Annotated in this window: 19 protein-coding genes; 12 read left to right on the forward strand and 7 right to left on the reverse strand. The window is 70.9% G+C overall.

Annotated features, from left to right (window positions below; genetic code table 11):
- Positions 1-5: 5 nt before the first annotated feature.
- Entirely contained in the window at positions 6-2,816 is a 2,811-nt protein-coding gene (locus ACZ6ZP_RS29995; protein ID WP_469409036.1) for a DEAD/DEAH box helicase, read from the forward strand.
- Between the two features lie 59 nt (positions 2,817-2,875).
- Here ACZ6ZP_RS29995 and ACZ6ZP_RS30000 read toward each other — a convergent pair whose 3' ends face one another.
- Positions 2,876-3,982, reverse strand: a complete 1,107-nt coding sequence (locus ACZ6ZP_RS30000; RefSeq protein ID WP_361463170.1) for an LLM class flavin-dependent oxidoreductase — start codon at positions 3,980-3,982, stop codon at positions 2,876-2,878.
- 535 nt (positions 3,983-4,517) lie between these two features.
- Here ACZ6ZP_RS30000 and ACZ6ZP_RS30005 point away from each other — a divergent pair.
- The 5 genes from ACZ6ZP_RS30005 to ACZ6ZP_RS30025 are packed head-to-tail and all read left to right on the forward strand — an operon-like array spanning position 4,518 to position 9,063.
- On the forward strand, positions 4,518-6,146 hold the full coding sequence (locus ACZ6ZP_RS30005) for an ATP-binding protein (protein WP_351164969.1): 1,629 nt from the start codon (positions 4,518-4,520) through the stop codon (positions 6,144-6,146).
- Positions 6,143-6,550, forward strand: coding sequence for a roadblock/LC7 domain-containing protein (locus ACZ6ZP_RS30010; protein WP_351164968.1), 408 nt, complete (start codon positions 6,143-6,145; stop codon positions 6,548-6,550). Before ACZ6ZP_RS30005 ends, ACZ6ZP_RS30010 begins: the two co-directional genes overlap by 4 nt.
- Complete coding sequence (locus tag ACZ6ZP_RS30015; RefSeq protein WP_351164967.1) at positions 6,547-6,936, forward strand: DUF742 domain-containing protein; 390 nt, start codon at positions 6,547-6,549, stop codon at positions 6,934-6,936. Before ACZ6ZP_RS30010 ends, ACZ6ZP_RS30015 begins: the two co-directional genes overlap by 4 nt.
- On the forward strand, positions 6,917-7,531 hold the full coding sequence (locus tag ACZ6ZP_RS30020; protein WP_351164966.1) for a GTP-binding protein: 615 nt from the start codon (positions 6,917-6,919) through the stop codon (positions 7,529-7,531). Before ACZ6ZP_RS30015 ends, ACZ6ZP_RS30020 begins: the two co-directional genes overlap by 20 nt.
- Before the next feature lie 35 nt (positions 7,532-7,566).
- The gene (locus ACZ6ZP_RS30025; RefSeq protein ID WP_469409039.1) at positions 7,567-9,063 is read left to right on the forward strand and encodes a cytochrome P450; all 1,497 of its coding nucleotides are present in this window, start codon (positions 7,567-7,569) and stop codon (positions 9,061-9,063) included.
- Here the strand turns inward: ACZ6ZP_RS30025 and ACZ6ZP_RS30030 are convergent.
- From ACZ6ZP_RS30030 to ACZ6ZP_RS30045, 4 genes are all read right to left on the reverse strand, one after another.
- On the reverse strand, positions 9,057-10,019 hold the full coding sequence (locus ACZ6ZP_RS30030) for an RluA family pseudouridine synthase (RefSeq protein ID WP_469409041.1): 963 nt from the start codon (positions 10,017-10,019) through the stop codon (positions 9,057-9,059). The two genes, ACZ6ZP_RS30025 and ACZ6ZP_RS30030, sit on opposite strands and share 7 nt — an antisense overlap.
- A gap of 62 nt (positions 10,020-10,081) precedes the next feature.
- Positions 10,082-10,678, reverse strand: coding sequence for a GNAT family N-acetyltransferase (locus tag ACZ6ZP_RS30035; protein WP_399980491.1), 597 nt, complete (start codon positions 10,676-10,678; stop codon positions 10,082-10,084).
- A 181-nt stretch (positions 10,679-10,859) separates the two neighbouring features.
- Positions 10,860-11,702: a siderophore-interacting protein gene (locus ACZ6ZP_RS30040; protein WP_361463174.1), complete on the reverse strand. Its 843-nt coding sequence runs from the start codon at positions 11,700-11,702 to the stop codon at positions 10,860-10,862.
- 52 nt (positions 11,703-11,754) lie between these two features.
- A complete protein-coding gene (locus tag ACZ6ZP_RS30045; protein ID WP_361463413.1) occupies positions 11,755-12,660 on the reverse strand; it encodes a 5'-3' exonuclease in 906 nt (301 codons plus the stop codon).
- Between the two features lie 321 nt (positions 12,661-12,981).
- Between ACZ6ZP_RS30045 and ACZ6ZP_RS30050 the strand changes: the two genes are divergently transcribed.
- The 5 genes from ACZ6ZP_RS30050 to ACZ6ZP_RS30070 all read left to right on the forward strand — a co-directional run bounded on the left by ACZ6ZP_RS30050 (position 12,982) and on the right by ACZ6ZP_RS30070 (position 19,336).
- Positions 12,982-14,154, forward strand: coding sequence for a quaternary amine ABC transporter ATP-binding protein (locus ACZ6ZP_RS30050; RefSeq protein ID WP_361463176.1), 1,173 nt, complete (start codon positions 12,982-12,984; stop codon positions 14,152-14,154).
- Positions 14,147-16,759 (forward strand): ABC transporter permease/substrate binding protein, encoded by a 2,613-nt coding sequence (locus ACZ6ZP_RS30055; protein WP_351164958.1) that lies wholly within the window; start codon positions 14,147-14,149, stop codon positions 16,757-16,759. Before ACZ6ZP_RS30050 ends, ACZ6ZP_RS30055 begins: the two co-directional genes overlap by 8 nt.
- Before the next feature lie 162 nt (positions 16,760-16,921).
- Complete coding sequence (locus ACZ6ZP_RS30060; protein WP_351164957.1) at positions 16,922-17,914, forward strand: hypothetical protein; 993 nt, start codon at positions 16,922-16,924, stop codon at positions 17,912-17,914.
- A gap of 105 nt (positions 17,915-18,019) precedes the next feature.
- A complete protein-coding gene (locus ACZ6ZP_RS30065; RefSeq protein WP_351164956.1) occupies positions 18,020-18,598 on the forward strand; it encodes a helix-turn-helix domain-containing protein in 579 nt (192 codons plus the stop codon).
- A 15-nt stretch (positions 18,599-18,613) separates the two neighbouring features.
- Positions 18,614-19,336, forward strand: coding sequence for a helical backbone metal receptor (locus ACZ6ZP_RS30070; protein WP_399980483.1), 723 nt, complete (start codon positions 18,614-18,616; stop codon positions 19,334-19,336).
- Here the strand turns inward: ACZ6ZP_RS30070 and ACZ6ZP_RS30075 are convergent.
- Positions 19,305-20,471 carry a TDT family transporter gene (locus ACZ6ZP_RS30075; RefSeq protein WP_469409045.1) on the reverse strand — a complete coding sequence of 389 codons (1,167 nt, stop codon included), beginning with the start codon at positions 20,469-20,471 and terminating at the stop codon, positions 19,305-19,307. The genes ACZ6ZP_RS30070 and ACZ6ZP_RS30075 overlap by 32 nt on opposite strands.
- A gap of 70 nt (positions 20,472-20,541) precedes the next feature.
- Here ACZ6ZP_RS30075 and ACZ6ZP_RS30080 point away from each other — a divergent pair, with 70 nt between their 5' ends.
- Positions 20,542-21,492: a LysR family transcriptional regulator gene (locus ACZ6ZP_RS30080; protein ID WP_351164953.1), complete on the forward strand. Its 951-nt coding sequence runs from the start codon at positions 20,542-20,544 to the stop codon at positions 21,490-21,492.
- 199 nt (positions 21,493-21,691) lie between these two features.
- Here ACZ6ZP_RS30080 and ACZ6ZP_RS30085 read toward each other — a convergent pair whose 3' ends face one another.
- Positions 21,692-22,402, reverse strand: coding sequence for a gamma-glutamyl-gamma-aminobutyrate hydrolase family protein (locus ACZ6ZP_RS30085; protein WP_469409103.1), 711 nt, complete (start codon positions 22,400-22,402; stop codon positions 21,692-21,694).
- Positions 22,403-22,466 lie beyond the last annotated feature (64 nt).

The raw sequence follows: 22,466 nt of genomic DNA on the forward strand, positions 1-22,466 counted from the left end.
GCACGATGACAGAGGACCTCTCACCGGCCGAGCGGTACGCGGCGGCGCGCGAGCGCGCTGTCGAGCAGGCCACCGCACTCGCTGGCTTCCGCGAGATGTACGAATTCGGCCTCGACCCCTTCCAGATCGAGGCCTGTCAGGCGCTCGAGGCGGGCAAGGGTGTACTCGTGGCCGCCCCCACGGGTTCGGGCAAGACGATCGTCGGCGAGTTCGCCGTGCACCTGGCCCTGATGCAGGGCAAGAAATGCTTCTACACCACGCCCATCAAGGCGCTCTCCAACCAGAAGTACGCCGACCTCTCCAAGCGGTACGGCGCGGACAAGGTCGGTCTGCTGACCGGCGACAACAGCGTCAACTCCGATGCCCCGGTGGTCGTGATGACCACCGAAGTGCTGCGGAACATGCTGTATTCGGGCTCGCAGTCGCTGCTGAACCTCGGCTATGTGGTGATGGACGAGGTGCACTACCTCTCCGACCGCTTCCGTGGCGCCGTCTGGGAAGAGGTGATCATCCACCTCCAGGAGTCGGTGACGCTGGTCTCCTTGTCGGCGACCGTCTCGAACGCCGAGGAGTTCGGCGACTGGCTGGACACCGTGCGCGGCGACACCCAGGTGATCGTCTCGGAGCACCGGCCCGTGCCGCTGTTCCAGCACGTGCTCGCCGGGCGCCGGATGTACGACCTCTTCGAGGAGGGCGAGGGCCAGCGAAAGGCCGTCAACCCCGACCTCACGCGCATGGCGCGGATGGAGGCCAGCCGTTCGTACAACCCGCGCGACCGCCGCAAGGGCAAGATGATCCGCGAGGCCGACCGCGAGCGCGAGCGCAGACAGCGCTCGCGCATCTGGACGCCGGGCCGGCCCGAGGTCATCGACCGGCTCGACTCCGAAGGCCTGCTTCCGGCGATCACGTTCATCTTCAGCCGCGCGGCCTGCGAGGCCGCCGTGCAGCAGTGCCTGCACGCGGGACTGCGGCTGAACGACGAGGACGCGCGGGCGCAGGTCCGCGAGATCGTCGAGGAGCGCACGGCCGCCATCCCGGACGAGGACCTGCACGTCCTTGGTTACTACGAATGGCTGGAAGGCCTGGAGCGCGGCATCGCCGCGCACCACGCGGGCATGCTGCCGACCTTCAAGGAGGTCGTCGAGGAGCTCTTCGTGCGCGGCCTCGTGCGCGCCGTCTTCGCCACCGAGACCCTCGCCCTGGGCATCAACATGCCCGCGCGCAGTGTGGTGCTGGAGAAGCTCGTCAAGTGGAACGGCGAGCAGCACGCGGACATCACCCCCGGTGAGTACACCCAGCTGACCGGCCGTGCCGGGCGCCGTGGCATCGACGTCGAGGGCCATGCCGTGGTCCTGTGGCAGCGGGCCATGAGCCCGGAGCACCTCGCGGGCCTGGCCGGCACGCGCACGTACCCGCTGCGGTCCAGCTTCAAGCCGTCGTACAACATGGCGGTGAACCTGGTCGAGCAGTTCGGGCGGCACCGCTCGCGCGAGCTCCTGGAGACGTCCTTCGCGCAGTTCCAGGCCGACAAGTCGGTCGTCGGGATCTCGCGCCAGGTGCAGAAGAACGAAGAGGGCCTCAAGGGCTACAAGGCCTCGATGACCTGCCACCTGGGCGACTTCGACGAGTACGCGCGCCTGCGCCGCGAGCTGAAGGACCGGGAGACCGAGCTCGCCAAGCAGGGCGCCAACCAGCGCCGGGTGGCCGCGGCAGCGGCCCTGGAGAAGCTCAAGCCCGGTGACGTCATCCACGTGCCGACCGGGAAGTACGCGGGCCTGGCGCTCGTCCTCGATCCGGGGATTCCCGCGGGGCGGGTCAACGGCCACCGCGGCTTCGAGCACCAGGACGGGCCGAGGCCCCTGGTCCTCACCGCCGAGCGGCAGGTCAAGCGGCTCGCGGCGATGGACTTCCCGGTGCCGGTCGAGGCCTTGGAGCGGATGCGCATCCCGAAGTCGTTCAACGCGCGCTCGCCGCAGTCGCGCCGCGACCTGGCGTCCGCGCTGCGCACCAAGGCCGGGCACATCGTGCCGGACCGGCACCGCAAGGGGCGCGCCGCCGCGGCCGACGACCGTGAGATCGCCCGGCTCCGTACGGAGCTGCGGGCGCACCCCTGCCACGGCTGCGACGAGCGCGAGGACCACGCGCGGTGGGCCGAGCGCTTCCACCGTCTGCGGCGCGACACCGTGCAGCTGGAGCGGCGCATCGAGGGGCGCACGAACACGATCGCGCGGACCTTCGACCGGATCGTCGCGCTGCTCACCGAGCTGGACTATCTGCGCGGCGACGAGGTCACCCAGAACGGCAAGCGGCTCGCCCGGCTCTACGGTGAACTGGACCTCCTCGCCAGCGAATGCCTGCGGGAAGGCGTCTGGGAAGGGCTCAGCCCGGCCGAACTGGCCGCGTGCGTCTCGGCGTTGGTGTTCGAGGCGCGGATGGCGGACGACGCGCTCGCCCCCAAGCTGCCCTCCGGGAAGGTGAAGGCCTCTCTCGGCGAGATGGTGCGGATCTGGGGCCGGCTCGATGCCCTGGAGGAAGACTTCAAGATCAACCAGGCGGAGGGGGTCGGGCAGCGCGAGCCCGACCTCGGGTTCGCCTGGGCGGCGTACATGTGGGCGTCCGACAAGGGCCTCGACGAGGTGCTGCGGGAGATCGAGATGCCCGCGGGGGACTTCGTGCGCTGGTGCAAGCAGGTGATCGACGTGCTGGGGCAGATTTCCGCCGCGGCGCCCCGCGAGGGGTCGACCGTGGCCAAGAACGCCCGCAAGGCCGTGGATCAGCTGCTGCGCGGAGTGGTGGCGTACAGCTCGGTCGGCTGACGGTGAGTGGGGGCGGGCCCGGGGATCGGATTTCCCGGGCCCGCCCTCACGCTCAATCCCTAGGCCGCCGTGCCCGCTCGCGCGGCGTCTCGCTTCGCCACCTCTTCCCGCACGATCGGGATCACCTGGCGTCCGAAGTCGATCGCGTCGTCCAGGAGGTCGTACCCCCGGGCGGAGAGGATCTCCACGCCCAGGTCGTAGTAGTCCAGGAGGGCCTGGGCCACCGTCTCCGGAGTGCCCACCAGCGCGGTCGAGTTGCCGGCGCCGCCCGTCTCCGCCGCCGTCGGGGTCCACAGCGCGCGGTCGTGGTGTTCACCCGAAGCCGCCGCCGCGAGCAGGCGTCGGGAGCCCGAGTTCTCCGGGTTCTTCAGCGGGTGGCGGCGGGAGAGCGGAGCGCCCGCCTTGCGGGCCCTGATGCGGGCCAGGGTCGCGTGCGCCTTCTCCCAGGCCAGTTCCTCGGTCGGCGCGATGATCGGGCGGAAGGCCACCTGGATCCTGGGGACGTCCGTGCGGCCTGCCGCCTTCGCCGCCGCCTTCACCGACTCGATCTGCTCGGCGGTCTGCGCGAGCGGCTCGCCCCACAGGCAGTAGATGTCGGCCTCGGCGCCCCCGGCGGCGTACGCGGCAGGGGACGAGCCCCCGAACGAGACGCGCGGGTGCGGCTGTTGGACCGGGAAGGTGTCGCTGACGAAGTCGTGGAAGCGGTAGTGCGCGCCCTCGTGGTCGAACGGTTCGTGCGAGGTCCATGCCTTCTTGATGATCTGGATGGCCTCGCGGGTGCGCGCGTACCGCTCGTCCTTGGTGAGGAAGTCGCCCTCGCGCCGCTGCTCGTGGTCGTTGCCGCCCGTGATGAAGTGCACCGCCAGGCGGCCGTCGCTGATGCGGTCCAGGGTCGCGAACGTCTTCGCGGCGAAGGTGGGGTACGAGACGTTCGGGCGGTGCGCGACCAGGATCTGCAGCCTGTCCGTGCGGGCCGCGATGTAGGCGGCGGCGGGGGAGGGGTCGGGGGAGCCCGATCCGTACGCGAACAGGACACGGTCCCAGCCGTGGTCCTCGTGGGCCCGGGCGAGCCGGAGCGTGTAGTCCTTGTCGAAGGACGCGCCCGAGCGGGCGGTGACTTCGGAGCCTTCGTTGGTCGCGGCGATGCCGAGGAACTCGACGGGCATGGCGGTCTCATCTCAACGTGTCGTGGTGTGCGCTGACTTGGAGGCGGTCAGCGACAACACGACGCGGACCACACGCGACCGAAGTCGATGTGATCGCGCGTGACGAGACGCGGCTGAGGGCGCATGCGCCCAGCGGGACAACCCTCCATACCGGGCGTCAACCACGGCCGTGCCGCGCCCATTCCCCCGGACGGACAGAAGACCGAACGGGGGTCGGCCGGAGCCGTGTTCCCGCCTGTTCGACGCCATCACTCCACGTGTTCGATTGATCGCCACGCGTGCAAATGGAGCCGAGTGTATGCCTGTCGGTAAGCAGGTTTCAGGGGGTTGCTGAATATGACTCGGCGATGATTCCGGCGGACTAAGCTCGCCCGGAGCGCGGCGAGTTGAAACGAGTTGCGATAGATTCGCGCGTTTGTTCCCAGTTCTTTCGATAGTTCGCATACGTCTACCGTTCCCAACTCCCCGTAAGCTCCCCCCATTTCATGGAATCAACCCCCATTTCTCCCCCAAGACGAGTGTTCAGAGGGCATACATGGTGAGTGTTCAATCGCCTCCCGGTGGCCGAGAAATCCCTTACGCACGTGTGCTGTTGCTGCCCGCCATGCTGATGGCCGCGGCGACCGGAGCCGCGGTCGCCGCGGTAACGGAACCCGCCCGCATCGCGGTGGGCTGGTGCGGCGCGATCGCGACCCTCGTGGTCGTCGCGGTCGGCGCCGAAGCAGTGCGCCGCGGCCGGTCCATCCGGGAGTTGCACACCCAGTACGCACAGCGGCTCGCATTCCTGGAGCGGCGCATCGCGTCCCATGACGACGAGACCATCCGCCTGGGCAGGGAGGTCATCCCCGAGGCCGTCCTGCGGCTCCGGCAGGGCGAAGCGCCGTCGGAGGTGATCCGCAACCTCGTCGACAGCGACGAGTCCTTCTCCGAACTCCCGCAGTCGCAGCGTCAGCTGCTCCGGAACGTCCTGGACACCCTGGACACCGGAGAGGCGATGCGCGAGTCCTCGCAGCGTGCCTTCGTCAACATCGCCCGGCGCGTGCAGTCCATCGTCCACCAGCAGGCAGCGGAACTGCGCGAGATGGAGGAGTTCCACGGCCGCAACCCCGAGGTCTTCGACGACCTCCTGCGCATCGACCACGGCACGGCCCTGATCGGCCGCCTCGCCGACTCGATCACCGTGCTCGGCGGCGCCCGTCCGGGACGCCAATGGCCCAAGCCCGTACCGCTGTTCAGCGTGTTGCGCGGTGCCATGTCCCGCATCCTGGAGTACCAGCGCGTCGACCTGCACTCGATCGCCAAGGTCGCCATTCGCGGCACGTCCGTGGAACCGCTCATCCACGCCTGCGCCGAGCTGCTCGACAACGCCACGCGCTACTCGCCGCCGCAGACCCGCGTGCACGTCACCGCCGTCGAGGTGCAGACCGGCATCGCCGTCGAGATCGAGGACGGCGGCGTCAGCCTCAGCGAGGAGGCGCGGGCACGGGCCGAGCGCATGCTCGCGCAGGCCCAGGCCGGCATCGACCTGAACGACCTCGGCGAGAGCCCCCGCCTCGGCATGGCCGTCGTGGGCCGCCTCTCGCAGATGTACAACCTCCAGGTCTCGCTGCGGCAGTCCGCGTACGGCGGCGTCCGCGCGGTGCTCATCGTCCCGCGCGAAATGATCACCACCGGACCCGCTCCCGGCCTCGCGCACGGCATCGGCGCCTCCGCGGTGCCCCGGGTGAACGCCGAGGGCGTGCCCATCGAGGAGGCCCAGGGCATCCGGCGCAAGAAGCCCCGCGTGATGACGGCCGGGCCGCCGATCTCCAAGGGCCTGACCGCGGCCATGGAGGACGACATCCCCGAGGTCACCGAGTGGACCTCGAACGGCCTGCCGCAGCGCCGCAGCCGGGTCCGCACCCCACTGGCCGAGCGGCTCGCCCAGGAGGCCGCGGACGAGAAGTACGCCGCGCAGCGCGCCCAGTACGCCCCGCAGGGGGCGGCGCCGGTGGCACCCGAACCGGTGAAGAAGGAGGAGAAGGAGCCCGGCCTCTGGATCGAGGCCTTCATGAAGGGCGTCAACGGCGACGAATCCGCAGCCGACGACCCGTTGTTCCCCAAGGGCCACAGCGAGAACGACCACGGCAGTGCCGACAACGCCGACGAGGGGGGCTGGAAGTGATCCAGCAACGGGCCAATTTCGACTGGATGCTCAAGGAGCTCGCCGACGGGGTGCCGCAGACGCGGCAGATCGTGGTGCTCTCCGCGGACGGGCTGCGCATCGCGCGCTACGGCGGCGACCCCGACGCCGCCGACCGGATCGCCGCCGCCTGCGCGGGACTTCAGTCCCTGGCCGCCGCGGTGGCCACCGAGATCCCGCACAGCGCCGGCGGGATGCGCATGGTGATCATCGAGGTGGACGGCGGCTACTTCTACCTGATGGCCGCGGGAGCCGGCGCCTACCTCGCCGTGCTCGCCGACGAGACCGTCGACGCGGGTCTCATCGGCAACCGCATGCGGGACCTGGTCGTCCGGATCGGCGCCCATCTGACGAGCCCGCCCCGGCGAGACGGGCAGGCCGTATGAATCCTCCGCAAGGCGAGAACCCCTCCCACCGAGACGACCCTCCCCAACGGGAACGGCGCAGCCCGGAGAATCCCGAGCGGCTCTACATCCTGACCGGCGAGGACACGGAGAGGGCGCCACTCGACCTCGTCACGCTGATCGTCGCGCACGGCGAGGCACCGCCCACGGCCGAGCCGGAGCACTCCGCCGTGCTGCGGCTGTGCACGACACCCCTGTCGGTCGCCGAGCTCTCCGCCTACCTCGCGCTGCCCTTCAGCGTGGTGACCGTCCTGCTGACGAAGATGCTCGGGTCCGACCTGGTACAGGCGCGGGCGCCGATCGTCCGCTCCACGCTCCCCGATCGTTCCCTTCTCGAAGCGGTGATGCATGGACTTCAAAAGCTCTGACACGATCACCGGGCCCAGCAGCGAAGAGGTCCTGCCGCACACGGCCACGGCCGCCGTGAAGGTGGTGATCGTGGGCGGGTTCGGGGTCGGCAAGACGACGATGGTCGGCTCGGTCAGCGAGATCCGTCCGCTGACCACCGAAGAGACCATGACCCAGGCCGGTATCGGCGTCGACGACAACTACGGTTCCGAGACCAAGACGGCCACCACCGTCGCGATGGACTTCGGCCGGATCAGCATCTCCGAAGAGCTGGTGCTCTATCTGTTCGGCACCCCCGGCCAGGAGCGCTTCTGGTTCCTGTGGAACGGCCTCTTCGAAGGCGCGCTCGGCGCGGTGGTCCTCGTCGACACCCGCCGCCTGGAGGTCAGCTTCGACGTGATCGGCCGCCTCGAGGAGCGCGGCGTGCCCTTCGTCGTCGCCGTCAACGACTTCCCCGACGCCCCCGGTCATCCGATGGACGCACTGCGCCGTGCCCTCGACCTGGACGAGGTGGTGCCGATGGTGAAGTGCGACGCCCGGCAGCGCGCGTCGAGCCGGGACACCCTGCTGACCCTCATGCGGTACCTGCACTCCCTGACCGTGGCCCGCGTCTGACACCTCATCTCATCCGCAACCCCGGAGCGACGAACGTGACGACCCCTTCCCACCCCCACCCCGGCACGGACGACCCGGCCATGCCGCCGCCCGGCTGCCCCGCGCACGGCCTCGGCCCCGGCGGTCTGCGCCGGCTGTACGGGCCCGCGGCGGACACCGATCTCGCGGGTGTCTACGAGAAACTGCGCGCCGAACACGGCGCGGTGGCCCCGGCCCTGCTGCACAACGACGTACCCATCTGGGCGGTCCTCGGCCACAGCGAGAACCTCCACATGGTCCGCACCCCCTCGCAGTACACCCGCGACTGTCGTCAGTGGCGGGCTATCCTGGACGGCTCCATGGGCCCCGACAACCCGCTCGCCCCCGTCGTCACCTGGCAGCCCATGGCCAGCATGGTGGAGGGCGCCGAGCACCAGCGGCTGCGCGGCGCGGTCACCGGCGCCATGGCGGGCCTCGACCACCGGGGCATCCGCCGCTACATCAACCGCTACAGCAACCTGCTGCTCAACGACATCTGCCAGGACGGCCACGCCGACATCGTGAGCCAGTTCGCCGAGCATCTGCCGATGATGGTGATGTGCCATGTCCTGGGCATGCCCGAGGAGTACAACGAGCGGATGGTGCAGGCCGCCCGCGACATGCTCAAGGGCACCGAGACGGCCATCGCCAGCAACGCGTACATCATGGACGCGCTGATGCGCCTGGTCGCGCGGCGCCGCGCGAAGGCGGAGGAGGACTTCACCAGCAACCTCATCGCCCAGCCCGGGCAGCTCACGGACGACGAGGTCGCCGCGCACCTGCGGCTCGTGCTCATCGCCGCGTACGAGGCGACGGCCAACCTCATCGCCAACGCCCTGCGCATGGTCCTCACCGACCCGCGCTTCCGCGCCCAGCTCAGCGGCGGTCAGATGACGGTCCCCGAGGCGGTCGAGCAGTCCCTGTGGGACGAGCCGCCGTTCAGCGCCATGATCGGCTACTTCGCCAAGCAGGACACGCAGCTCGGCGGCCAGCAGATCAAGGCGGGCGACGGTCTGCTCCTGGGCATCGCGCCGGGCAACGTGGACCCCGTCGTACGCCCGGACCTGGCCGCCAGCATGCAGGGCAACCGCTCCCATCTGGCGTTCAGCGGCGGACCCCACGAGTGCCCGGGGCAGGACATCGGGCGCGCCATCGCCGACACGGGCGTGGACGCGCTGCTCATGCGCTTCCCGGACGTGGAACTCTCCATCGAGGAACACGAGTTGAGGTGGACCTCGTCGATCCTCTCCCGGCACCTGGTGGAGCTCCCGGTGCAGTTCGCGCCGCGGCCTCCGCAGGACGTGATGGCGCGGCCGATGGCGCGGGTGCCGGGTGCGCGCAACGACTGGCATGTGTCGTCCCCCAAGCCGCGGCCCGAGTACCCCGCGACGCCGGCGCCCCAGCCGACGTCGCAGCCGGCGGCGCCGCCCGCGCCGGAGTCCGCGCCGGTGGCGGTGTCCGTGCCGCGACAGGGGGCGTGGCGCAGGCTGGTCACCTGGTGGCGGGGCTACTGACCGCCCGCTGACGGGCCCGCCCAGTCGGCGTACGAGGTCCAGGCGTCCAGCTCGCGTGCGCTGACGAAGCGATGGTCGGCGCCCGTGAGGGGGTCCGTGAACTCCAGGACGCGGGAGAGGAGTTGCAGGGGCCGCCGGAAGTCGTCCGGCGGCACCGGCCCCGTCACCAGCGGGTAGACGGGATCGCCGAGGATCGGCAGGCCCAGGGCGTTCATGTGCACGCGCAGCTGGTGGGTGCGGCCGGTGTGCGGGGTCAGCCGGTAGCGCGCCAACGTGCCGTCGTGCTCGGCGAGTTCGACACGGCTCTCGCTGTTGGGCTCGGCGCCGGGGACCTCGTACGCGGCGATGACGCCGCGCTCCTTGACGATGTGGCTGCGCACGGTGCGGGGGAGGTCGACTCCGGGGTCGTGGGCGGCCACGGCCTCGTACTCCTTGCGCACCCGCCGCTCGCCGAACAGCGTCTGGTACGCGCCGCGTTCCTCGGGCCGCACGGTGAAGAGGATCAGCCCCGCCGTGAGCCGGTCGAGGCGGTGGGCCGCGCCGAGCGCGGGGATGTCCAGCTCCCTGCGCAGACGGGCCAGCGCGGTCTCGGTGACATGGCTGCCGCGGGGCGTGGTCGCCAGGAAGTGCGGCTTGTCGGCGACGACGATGTGCTCGTCGCGGTAGACCACGTCGATGCCGTACGGCACCGGGACCTCGTCCGGCAGCTCCCGGTGGAACCACACGAAGGCGCTGGGCACATAGGGGGCGTCCGGCGCCACGGGAAGGCCGTCCGCGCCGACGACGAGGCCGTCCCGCAGCATCTGGTCGATCACCCCGGGCCCGGCCTTGAGCCGCTCGACGAGATGATCCCGTACGGTCGCCCACGCTCCGTCGGCCGGCAGCTTGACCCGCACGGGGTCGACGCCGCGCCGCTGCGGCAGGGGAGAGGGCGGGATGCGGGGCTTGCGGGTCACAACCGGCAAGAGTACGGGGCCCGGCGGCGGCACCGGGCCGTGTTCCCCGGGTACGCCCCAGGTCAGGAGGGCGTCGGCGCGTCCGATCGGACGCGGGCGTGCAGATGCATGTCGTGCCAGCCGTCCGCGTGCAGCACCGCGCTGCGCTTGGTGCCCTCCGGCACGAAGCCCGTCTTGAGCGCGACGCGGCAGGAGGCCTCGTTGCCGGTGGCGTGGGTCAGTTCGAGGCGGTGCAGGCCGACTTCGTCGAAGGCCCAGTCGCTCAGGGCCGTGAGGGCGCGCGGGGCGATGCCCCGGCCGCGGGCCGACGGCATGGTCCAGTAGGCGACTTCGGCCTGTCCGTCGGCGAGGACGATGAGCCGCAGCGAGATCCGGCCCACCACCGCGTCCGTGGCGGCGTCGGCGATGGCCCAGTGCGCGTCGCGCTCCTCGGCCCATGCCGTGCGCCAGCCGTCGATCCAGCCGCGGGTCTCGTCGACGGAATCGGCCTCGCGCGCGTGCCAACGCTGGATCACCGGGTCCTGGAACGCCTCGTACACGGCGGGCGCGTCGGTGGGCGACCAGGGGCGCAGGGCGAGCCCGCCGGGGACGGGGATGGCCGGCTGCGCCCGGTCGGCGAGGGAGCCCGCCGCGACGACGTCCGAGATCTTGAAGGGCATGCGGGCATGGTGCCAGCGGGCGCCGCCCGGGGAAACCGGTTTTGGCCGCCCCGCATCCGCGAACCGCAGGTGAGCCCCTTCAGGGGCGTGGGGAACTGCGCGATCAGCCCCCGCTCAGCGGCGGACGACAACATCCCGGACCGCCGCTCAAGCTGAGCGCAGCGGTCAAGCGGTCATGCGCTCACGCGGAGGGCACCGACTCCTGTTCGGCCTCAACCGCGGCGTTCCATTCGGGCTTGGAGGCCTGCCAGCCGTCCTCGTTGTGGCCCAGGCGCCAGTACCCGGAGATGGAGAGGCGCTCGCGCGGCACCTCGCGCTCCACGCGGAGGTAGCGGCGCAGCTCCTTCACGAAACCGGCCTCGCCGTGCACGAACGCCTGCACGTCGCCCGCCGGGAAGTCGAGGGAACGTACGGCCTCGACGAGGGCCTCGCCCACGGGGCGCTGCCCGCGGTGCAGCCACTGGATCTCGGCGGCGGAGCTGATCTTCTGCTCCTCGTCCGCGTCGGCGACCTCGATGAAGGCGTACGCCTTGGCGCCCTCGGGCAGGGCCTCCAGGGCGGCGGCGATCGCGGGCAGCGCGCTCTCGTCGCCGGCGATCAGATGCCAGTCGGCGGCGGCGTCCGGGGCGTAACCGCCGCCGGGGCCCAGGAAGCGGATCGTGGCGCCCGGCTGGACGTGCTTGGCCCAGGGCCCGGCCAGGCCCTCGTCGCCGTGGATGACGAAGTCCACGGCGAGCTCGCGGGTCTGCGGGTCCCAGGAACGCACCGTGTACGTGCGCGTCACGGGCCACTGCTCGCGGGGGAACTCCGCACGGATCCGCTGGATGTCGAACGGCTCCGGGTACGTCACGCCCTCGGCGCCGAAGAGCAGTTTCACGTAGTGATCGGTGGAGTCGCCCACCGTGAACTCGGCGAGACCCTCGCCGCCCAGGACCACGCGCTGCATGTGCGGGGTCAGGCGCTCGGTGCGCACCACCTGGGCGACGTGCATCTTCGGTGCCTTGCGTGCCGGACGTTCTGCCATGGCGGCTGCCTCCCCTGATCAAATGTTGCTTAGGCTTACCTAAGCTAACACCTCAGTCCTGGAGAGTCGTGAGCAATCGCTTCAGTGCCCCGCCGAGGTTCCACCGCGCGGCCAGTTCGTCCAGGGCCGCGGGATCGCGGGGCTCGGCGGGCAGCGCGAGGTCGACGTCCGGCAGCGGTACGTCGCCCGCGACGCGGACCACCGTCGGCGCGACGGCCACATAGGCACGCGATTCGTCGAGCCGCTTGCGCTGGGAGGGCGTCAGCTTGCTCTTGGGGTCGTCCACGGCGGCCATGATTCCGGCCAGATTTCCGTACGCGTCGAGGAGCTTGGCCGCCGTCTTCTCGCCAATCCCGGGGACGCCGGGCAGGCCGTCGCTCGGGTCGCCGCGCAGCAGGGCCAGGTCGACATAGCCGGAGCCGTCCACGCCGTACTTCTCGCGGAGCCAGGCCTCGTCCGTCAGCTGGAGGGAGCCGACGCCCTTGAGGGGGTAGAGGACGCGGACGCCGCGCTCGTCGTCGACCAGCTGATAGAGGTCGCGGTCGCCGGTGACGATGTCGACGGGGCCGGTGGCGCGGCCCGCGTACGTGCCGATCACGTCGTCCGCCTCGTACGACGCGACGCCCACGCGGGCGATGCCGAGCGCGTCCAGGACGTCCTCGATGATCGGGACCTGCGGCGCGAGCGTGTCCGGGGTCTCCTCGGCGTCCGGGCCCTGCTCGACCTCCTCGGCGACGCGATGCGCCTTGTACGAAGGGATCAGCTCGACCCGCCAGTGCGGGCGCCAGTCCGCGTCCATGCAGGCGACCAGGTCGTCCGGGCGGTGGTCCTGGACGAGCCGGGCGATGAAGTCGAGCAGGCCGCGCACCGCGTTGACCGGCGTGCCGTCCGGGGCCTTCACGGAATCGGGGACCCCGAAATAGGCCCGGTAGTACAGGGACGCCGTGTCGAGCAGCATGAGCCGTCGCGTTCGCTGAGTCACCTTCGCATCATGCCGCACGGCACCGACAGCGCACCGTCCGCGACCCCGTCAAGGCGTTGTTTCCGCCCCGGTGGGCAGGGACCGGATCACGCCATGTTCCGTTCGTCGGAAGTGAATGGAATGTGAACTGGAACACTCTTGCGTTTGTTCTGTGTAAGTCGGGGCAGGCGCCGAGCCGGAGCGCCTCCGGTCGAGGATTCAACTATTTCGCCGGGTAAATAGCGGGCAGAAACCGCGTCGCTCCACGGCCCGCCGGCGGGGGAGGCGGGCCGTCTTGGTTCAACCCGAGAGGTGTATGTGTCCAGGCTGCAAGCCGAACACCTGTACAAGGTTTTCGGCAGACGACCCGCTGACGCGGTGGAGAAACTCCGCCACGGAACCGACCGAGAGGAACTGCGCGCCGAGGGCACCACTGCCGCGGTGATCGATGCTTCCTTCACGGTCGAGCCGGGCCAGATCTTCGTCGTCATGGGTCTCTCCGGATCCGGCAAGTCCACGTTGCTGCGCATGCTCAACGGTCTGTCGGAACCGACGGCCGGACAGGTGCTCTTCGACGGTCAGGATCTGACCGGTCTGAGCGCCCGTGAGCTGCGCGAGGTGCGCTCCAAGAAGATCAGCATGGTCTTCCAGCACTTCGCGCTCTTCCCGCACCGCAGCGTCCTCGAGAACGCCGGCTACGGCCTCGAGGTGCAGGGTGTGCCGCGCGCCGAGCGCGAGGAGCGCGCCACGGTGGCGCTCGAACTGGCAGGGCTCAAGGGCTGGGAGAAGTCCTGGCCCGACGAGCTCTCCGGCGGTATGCAGCAGCGCGTGGGCCTGGCCCGCGCGCTGGCGACCGACGCGGACCTGCTCCTGATGGACGAGTCGTTCAGCGCGCTCGACCCGCTGATCCGCCGCGACATGCAGGACCAGCTCCTCGAGCTCCAGAAGCGGCTGAAGAAGACCATCGTCTTCATCACCCACGACCTGAACGAGGCCATGCGCCTGGGCGACCAGATCGCCGTCATGCGTGACGGCGAGATCGTCCAGATAGGCAACGCCGAGGACATCCTCGTCACCCCGGCCAACGACTACGTCGCCGCGTTCACGCAGGACGTCGACCGCTCCCGTGTCCTCACGGCGGGCGCGATCATGGCCGAGCCCGAGACCGTGTTCGGCACGAAGACGGCCGAGGGCACGGAGCTGCGGACCGCACAGGACGTGCTGTCCGCCGCCCCCGCCACGGTCAAGGCCGGGACCCCGATCATCGAGCTGTTCACGCCGTGCTCCACCAGTGATGCGGCCGTCGCCGTGACCGACGACGAGGACAAGCTCATCGGCGTCGTGCCGCGGGCGCGACTGCTCGCGGTGCTCGGCGAGCCGATGGTCCCCGAGAGCGAGCCGCAGGACACCGCCGTCCCGCTCGACAAGACGCGGGACAAGACGCAGGACAACGGCGGACAGGCTGTGGGCAAGGTGGTCAGCGGTGCCTAGGATTCCTTTCGGCGAGTGGGTCAACGACAGCGTCGACTGGCTGCTCAGCCACATGGCCTGGCTGTTCGACTTCTTCAAGACCGTCTTCCAGGGCGCCTACGACGGCATAGCCGACGTGCTCCAGGCGCCCGAACCGCTGATCCTCGCGGGCATCTTCGCCGTGATCGCGTTCTGGCTGCGCGGCGTGGTCGCCGGTGTGCTGACCTTCGCGGGCTTCGCGTTCATCGTCTCCCTCGAACTGTGGGACCACGCGATGATGACGCTGGCCCTGGTGCTCGTCTCGACGATCATCGCGCTGGTCATCTCCGTGCCCGTGGGCATCTGGGCCGCGCGGTCCAGCACGGTCAGCGGCATCGTCCGCCCGGTGCTCGACTTCATGCAGACGCTGCCGGCGATGATCTACCTCATCCCCGCCATCCTCTTCTTCGGGATGGGCGCCCCGGCGGGCATCGTCGCGACCCTCATCTTCGCCCTGGCCCCCGGCGTCCGCATGACGGAGCTGGGCATCCGCCAGGTCGACAAGGAACTGGTCGAGGCCGCGGACGCGTTCGGCACCACGCCGCGCAACATCCTGCTGCGCGTCCAGCTGCCGCTCGCCCTTCCCACGATCATGGCCGGTGTCAACCAGGTCATCATGCTGGGCCTGTCCATGGCCGCCATCGCGGGCATGGTCGGCACGGAGGGCCTGGGCGCCGACGTCAACGAGGCCATCGGCCAGCTGAACGTGGGCCTCGGCTCCGAGGCGGGCGTGGCCATCGTCATCCTGGCGATCTACCTGGACCGGATGACCAGCTCGTTGGGCACCCAGGTCTCCCCGCTGGGCCGCCGTGCTGTCGCCAAGCTGCGCGCCGCGCAGGGCCTGAACATCTGGACCTACCGTCCGCAGGCCGCGGTCGCGGTCGTCGGTGTGGTCGTCCTCGCGCTCGTCGCGGGCGGCATGGGTGTCTTCGGCGGTTCGAAGTCGAAGGACGTCGCCGCGGCCGGGAAGAACGTCGGCCAGGGCAAGGAAGTCAACATCGGCTACATCCCCTGGGACGAGGGCGTTGCCTCCACCTTCCTCTGGAAGGAGATCCTGGAGCAGCGCGGCTTCAAGCCGCAGACCAAGCAGCTCGAGGCCGGCCCGCTCTACACCTCGCTCTCGCAGGGCAGCATCGACTTCCAGACCGACTCGTGGCTGCCGACGACGCACGCCGCGTACTGGAAGAAGTACGGCGACAAGCTCGAGGACCTGGGCTCGTGGTTCGGCCCGACCTCGCTCGAGCTCTCCGTGCCCTCGTACGTCAAGGGCGTCGACTCGCTCGAGGACCTCAAGGGCAAGAGCGGCACGTTCAAGGGCAAGATCGTCGGCATCGAGTCGAGCGCCGGAATGATGGGGCTGCTCAAGGACAAGGTCCTGGGGGAGTACGGGCTCGACAAGGAGTACAAGGTCGTCGACGGCTCCACGCCGGCGATGCTGGCCGAGCTCAAGCGCGCGTACGCCAAGAAGGAACCGATCGTCACCACGCTCTGGTCGCCGCACTGGGCCTACAGCGACTACGACCTGAAGAAGCTCAAGGACCCCAAGGGTGCCTGGGGCAAGGGCGACGGCGTGCACACGCTGGCGCGCAAGGGCTTCTCCAAGGAGAACCCGCAGGTCGCCAAGTGGCTCAAGGACTTCAAGATGAGCGAGAAGCAGCTCACGAGTCTTGAGGCGGAGATCAACAAGGCGGGCAAGGGCAAGCAGCAGGAAGCCGTCCGCGCCTGGCTGAAGAAGAACCCGGGTGTCGTCGACAAGCTGGCCCCGCTGCCGAAGAACTCCACCCCCGCCGAGGCGAAGCGTCCGCTGAACGCCGCGTACTTCGCGTGGGACGAGAACATCGCCGTCACCAATCTCTGGAAGCGTGTCCTGGAGAAGCGCGGCTACAAGATGAAGCTGACGCCCTCCGACGTCGGCCCGGTCTACACCGCTCTGGCCCAGGGCGACCTCGACCTGGACCTCGACGCGTGGCTGCCCACCGCCCAGAAGCAGTACTGGGAGAAGAACAAGGCGAACCTCAAGGACCTGGGCTCCTGGTACAGCCCGACGTCCCTGGAGATCGCCGTCCCGTCCTACGTCAAGGACGTGAAGTCGCTCGAGGACCTCAAGGGCAAGGGCGACAAGTTCAAGGGCAAGATCATCGGCATCGAGCCCGGCACGGGTGTGATGACGGCGCTCAAGGACAAGGTCCTGCCCGGCTACGGCCTCGACAAGGAGTACAAGATCGTCTCCGGTTCGACGCCGGCGATGTTGTCGGAGCTGAAGTCGGCGTACGCCAAGAAGGAGCCGGTCGCGGTCCTGCTCTGGTCGCCGCACTGGGCGTACAACGAGTACGAGCTCACCAAGCTGAAGGACCCCAAGGTCGGCTTCGGCAAGGGCGACACGATCCGCACGATCTCCAGCAAGGAGTTCCCCAAGCAGTACCCGCAGCTCACGAAGTGGCTCAAGGACTTCAAGATGAGCGAGAAGGAACTGGCCAGCCTGGAGAACGAGATCAACAAGGCGGGCAAGGGCAATGAGCCCAAGGCCGTCGACTCGTGGCTGGAGAAGAACCCGGGATTCGAGCAGAAGATGACTCCGCAGTCCTAGCTCGCCGTCCCGGCTCTTCCACCGCATCACCGCACCACCGCATCACCCCCGAGGGGTGGGCCTCGTCCTTGTGGCGAAGCCCACCCCTCGGGGCGTTCCCGGGGGCACCTCCGCTCCCTAGGCTGGGCAGCCTCCCCGCCGCTCGAACGTAAGTGCCCCTCCGTGCCCTCTGCGACCGTCCGGACGACGCCCCGCCTCGTCCTCACCGTGGCCCTGGCCCTCGTCGCCGCCCTGCTCCTGGCGCACCTGGCCAACGCGAGCCCCGCGCCCGCCTCCGCCGGCACCGCACGCCTCGCCGCCCTCGCGGACGACGTGAGGGCCGCCGACGGCCACCGCTACGACGCGCGGGACGACACCGGCCGCACCATGGACGCCGCGCAGATCGAGCAGGCCCCCGACGGCACGTATCTCGCCGTCTACCACTCCCTGCTGGACGACGGCCGCTTCCATGCCGCCGTCGCCACCTCCACCGATCTGCGGCACTGGCACCGCCGCCACGACTTCGGGCCCGGCACCCATCAGGCCTCGCTCGCCGACGACGGACGCGGCGGCTACGTCCTCGCCTACGAGAAGGACCCCAGGAACCACATCGCCGTGCGCGCCTACGAGGACCGGGCCGCGCTGCTCGACGGACGCGCGGCACGGGCCTACGACGCCCCGCGCACCCTCTCGCGGTGCGCCGAGGGCACCCCCGGCATCACCTCCGTACGCGGGGACACGATCGAGCTCACCGGGCACTACCGCGCCGACTGCGACACCGACCGCCAGCTCCGCGCCACCCTCACCGGGTTCCGCGACTGGCACGCGACGCCGGACCGGCGGCTCGACCGGGCGCTCCAGGCGTGGGGCAACGGCGGGAACCTCGGCGACCGCTCGCCCGTGGAGCTCGCCGGGCAGCGGATGCTCTTCGTCGAGGGACAGCGGCGGCGGGGCGACTTCGCGAGCTGGCGGACGTACGCGTACGACCCCGTGAGCGGCCGGGCCGACCGCCTCGCCATCTCCACGCACGGCGGAAGCCGCGCCTTCGCCAATCCGTCGGCGACCTTGATCACCGACCCGCGGGGCAAGCCTGCGTTGCTGGTCAGCCTGTTCATACCGGGGGAAGGAGCGGCTCCCGGAGAGGCGGGGCAGCTTGTCTACTGGCGCAAGCTGTAGACGGCGGTCCTGGCAACGGGGCAAAACCGTTTGGCGAACATGCGTAGGGTGCAGAAAACCCAACAGGGTTGAGAGTGGACCGACGCGCAGAAGGGAGCCGAGGCGATGGACGAGCAGAAGGAAACCCTCCGGGTGGGCTCGGCCGTGCGGCGACGCCGCCGGCAGCTGGAGCTCACCCTCGCCGTGGTGGCCGAGCGCAGCGGTCTCTCGGTGCCCTTCCTGAGCCAGGTCGAGAACGAGCGGGCGCGGCCCAGCAGGCGGTCCCTGCAGCGCGTCGCCGACGCCCTTATGACGACCGACGTCGAACTGCTGGCCGCCGCCGACCCCGCGTGCACGGTCGACCTGATGCGCGCGCAGGAGGGCGACGGCGAGGCTTCCGCCGCTCAGGCCGACGCCCGCGTACGCAATCTGGTGCGCGGCCACCACCAGTTGCACGCCGTCGAGTTCACCGGCGACCACGACGAGGGACGCGAGTTCCAGCACCGCAACGACGAGTTGATGTACGTGGTGGGCGGCGCCGTCGAGGTCGAGGCGGAGGGCAGGGCCTATCGCCTCGGGCGCGGCGACAGCCTGTATCTGACGGGCGGGGTGCGCCACCGGTGGCGGGCGACCGTGCCGGACAGCCAGGTCCTCGTCGTGGCCGTGGCCGACCACATCGAAGCCGTGGACGGCTCGCGGCGCTGAGGGCGGGGAGACGCGGTGGCTGGAGTACGGGTCGTCTCACTGGTGCCGTCGCTGACCGAGGCGGTCGCGGTCAGCGCGCCGGGAGCGCTGGTGGGAGCCACGGAGTGGTGCAGCCATCCGGAGGACCTGGACGTCGCCCGCGTCGGTGGCACCAAGAACCCTGACGTGCGCCGGATCATCGGCCTGGCCCCGGACCTGGTGATCGCCAACGAGGAGGAGAACCGGGCGCCGGACCTGGCGGCGCTGCGGGCGGCGGGCATCCAGGTGCTCGTCACGGAGGTACGTGACCTGCCGGGCGCCTTCCGTGAGCTGGCCCGGGTGCTGGCCGCCTGCGGGGCGGGCCGGCCGGGGTGGCTGGCCGACGCGGAGGCCGCGTGGGGCCAACTTCCGCAGCCAGACGTCCGGTTGACGGCGGTGATCCCCATCTGGCGGCGCCCCTGGATGGTCCTGGGCAGCGACACGTTCGCCGGGGACCTGCTCGGCCGCCTCGGAGTCGACAACGCGTACGCGACGCACGCCGAGCGCTATCCGCGCGTCCCGGTCGAGGAACTGCGGGCCGTGGCCCCGGACGTGGTGGTCCTGCCGGACGAGCCCTACCGCTTCACCCGCGAGGACGGCCCCGAGGAGTTCCCGACCCCGTCGGCCCTGGTCAGCGGCCGCCACCTCACCTGGTACGGCCCGTCCCTCGCGCAGGCCCCGGCCGTCCTCAGCGAGGCGCTGCGAGCAGCTTGCCGTTGAGGAGGCCGCGGAGGGTCTGGGTGAAGGCCACTGCCCAGGCGGTGACCAGCAGGGCGTACAGGGCCAGTGCCAGCCAGTCGTAGACCGCGAGGCCGGTGTGCTTGCCCAGGCCCTCGGCGCCCGTGACGCAGGTGCCGACCGGGAAGGTGAACGCCCACCAGGTCATCGCGAAGCCCATGCCCTTGCGGCGTGCCCGCACCACCATGGCGCCCGCGAGCGCGAGCCACAGCAGGGCGAAGCCCATCACCGGGACGCCGTAGAGCACGGCGAAGACGGCGAAGCCCTGGTCGTAGGGGGCGGGGACGACGCCGGTCGCGGCGGTGTCGGCGAACTTGTTCACGGCCGTCGTCGACTGGCCCAGCGGGCCGAGCGCCAGGAAGAGGGTGGGGGTGAGGGCGATCGGGAAGGGGCCGCCGGTCAGCAGGCGGGCGAAGATCATCGGCAGCATCACCAGGGTGGCGAGCAGGCTCAGGCCGAACATCGCGAAGCAGGCATACAGGAGCGTCTCCTGTGCCTGTCCCGCCGGGAGGTGGGGCACGAGGAGGGGGCCGAGGGCGGCGGAGACCATGGGCGCGACCAGGGGCAGCAGCCAGACGGGCGAGGCCTGGCCCGGCTCCATGCGGTGCTTGACCACCATCAGGTACGGGATCGCGACGGCCGCCGCGAGGCCGATGGCCGTACCGGCGACGAAGAGCACGGCGTCGAGCGCGACCGCCGCGCCCGTCCCGATCCAGTCCTCGCCCACGAGGAGCGCGCCGCCGCCGACCGCGAGCAGGGCCATGGAGAGACAGCCGTAGAAGGGGGCGACGGCCGGGTCCAGGAGATGGGCGCGGGCCTGGTCGCGGTGGTGGATCCAGTGCAGGGTCCTGGCGGTGACGAGCGCGGCCAGCATGAGCAGGGAGAGCGCCCAGACCGCGGTGCAGGCGGTCCGCAGGCCGGGGACGTGGACCGGCAGTGTCGCGCCCGCGCCGCCGATGATCGCCGTGCCCATGACGGTGGCGTACCAGTTCGGGCCGAGGTGGCGGGTGGCGAGGGTGATGCGGGTGGTGCGGGCGGTGCGGGTGGTGCGGGCGGTGCTCGACGTGGGGGACGTGGGGGTGTTCAAGGGTGCCTGCGTGTGGGCGACGGTGACCATGACTCCACCGTCGCCGTTCGGCGGACCCCCCACCAGGAGGCATTTCCGTATGAGGGCATAACCTGGCTTTATGAGTACGTCTTCTGGTTCCTCCGGTGTGTCCGACACGTCGCCGGGAGCGGCGCCGCTCGCGCACCGGGTGCCGGACCTCGGGGCGCTGGAGCTGCTGCTCGCCGTGGCGCGGCTCGGCAGTCTGGGGCGGGCCGCGAAGGAGCTCGGCATCACGCAGCCCGCCGCGAGCAGCCGCGTCCGGTCGATGGAGCGGCAGCTGGGGGTCGGGCTCGTCGACCGGTCGCCGCGCGGTTCGCAGCTCACGGACGCGGGGGCGCTCGTCACGGACTGGGCGCGCCGGATCGTGGAGGCGGCGGAGGCGTTCGACGCGGGCGCGCAGGCGCTGCGGGACCGGCGGGACTCGCGGCTGCGGGTCGCGGCGAGCATGACGATCGCCGAGTATCTGCTGCCGGGCTGGCTGATCGCGCTGCGGACCCAGCGGCCGGACACGGCGGTCTCGCTGACGGCCGGCAACTCCACCGCGGTCGCGGAGCGGCTCCTGGCGGGGGACGCGGACCTCGGCTTCGTCGAGGGGCTCGCGGTACCGGCCGGCCTGGACTCGGCGGTCATCGCCCACGACAGCCTGATCGTCGTCACGGCGCCGGGCCACCCCTGGGCGCGGCGCGCAAAGCCGCTGGAGGCGGCGGAGTTGGCGGCCACGCCGCTGATCCTGCGCGAGGAGGGTTCGGGGACCCGGCAGGTCCTCGACGCGGCGCTGGGCGGCCTGGCCCGCCCGCTGATCGAGCTGTCGTCCACCACCGCGGTGAAGGCGTCGGCGGTGAACGGGGCGGGGCCCGCGGTGCTCAGTGAGCTCGCGGTGGGCGAGGAGTTGTCGGCTCGGCGCCTGGTGAACATTCCCCTGGAGGGGGTTCGGCTGCGGCGTGCCCTTCGGGCGGTGTGGCCCACGGGGCACCGGCCCACGGGTCCGGCGCGGGACCTGCTGTCGCTGACGCGGGCGGGGGCGCCCTAAAGGGTTCTGGGGGCGGGGGAGGTCTGCCTTGCCCCCGGGCGGATGTTTTCCCGCCCGCCCAGCCGAATCCCCGGCGGGGTGACGGGTGGGTGGGAGGGAAAGGTCCTGCCGGAGGGATTTCCCGGCGGCCAGGGGGCCCACCGGGGGGCATCTGCCCCCGGCCGGAGGGCGGAGCCCCGGGGTGCGGTGGCTCGGAGGGTCAGGCGCGCTCCCGGTCTGCCCCGCCCGCCGAAGGCCCCGGCCCCGCCGCGCGGACCAGCGCGGACATCACCCGCAGGTCCGCACCCGCCTCCGGATGCCACTGCACGCCCAACACCCACTCCGCGGACGGCAGTTCCACCGCCTCCACCGTGCCGTCCTCCGCGTACGCCGACACCACAAGGCCCTGCCCGAGGCGGTCCACCGCCTGGTGGTGGTAGGTCGGGACGGCCGTCGAGGCGGCCGGCGCGATCGACTCGAACAGCGTGCCCGGCACCGGCTTCACGTCGTGCGTCCCGAAGACGCCCACCGCCTCCGCGTGCCCCTCGATGTGCTGCACCAGCGTCCCGCCCAGCGCCACGTTCAGCAGCTGCATCCCCCGGCAGATGCCGAGCAGCGGCGTCCCCGACGCCAGCGCCGCCCCGATCAGCGCCAGTTCCCACGCGTCACGCTCCCGCGCCGGAGGGCCTGTGCGCTCCTCACGCTCCGAGCCGTAACGGACCGGCTCGACATCGGGCCCGCCCGCGATGACCACGCCGTCGAGCCTGGCGACGACTTCATCGGCGTACGAAGGATCGTCCGGCGGAAGCATCGCGGTGAGACCGCCCGCCGCCTGCACCAGGCGCGGGTAGCCGGCGGGGAGCAGCGCCGCGGGCAGCTCCCACACGCCCCAGCTCGCCTTCGCCTCCAGGTACGTGCTGACACCGATCAGCGGCCGCCTGCCGGTGGTCTCGCTCACCCTCGTCTCCCTCATGCTCAGCCGAGTACGCCGGTCG

It is taken from the genome of Streptomyces sp. NPDC054047 (assembly GCF_055585065.1).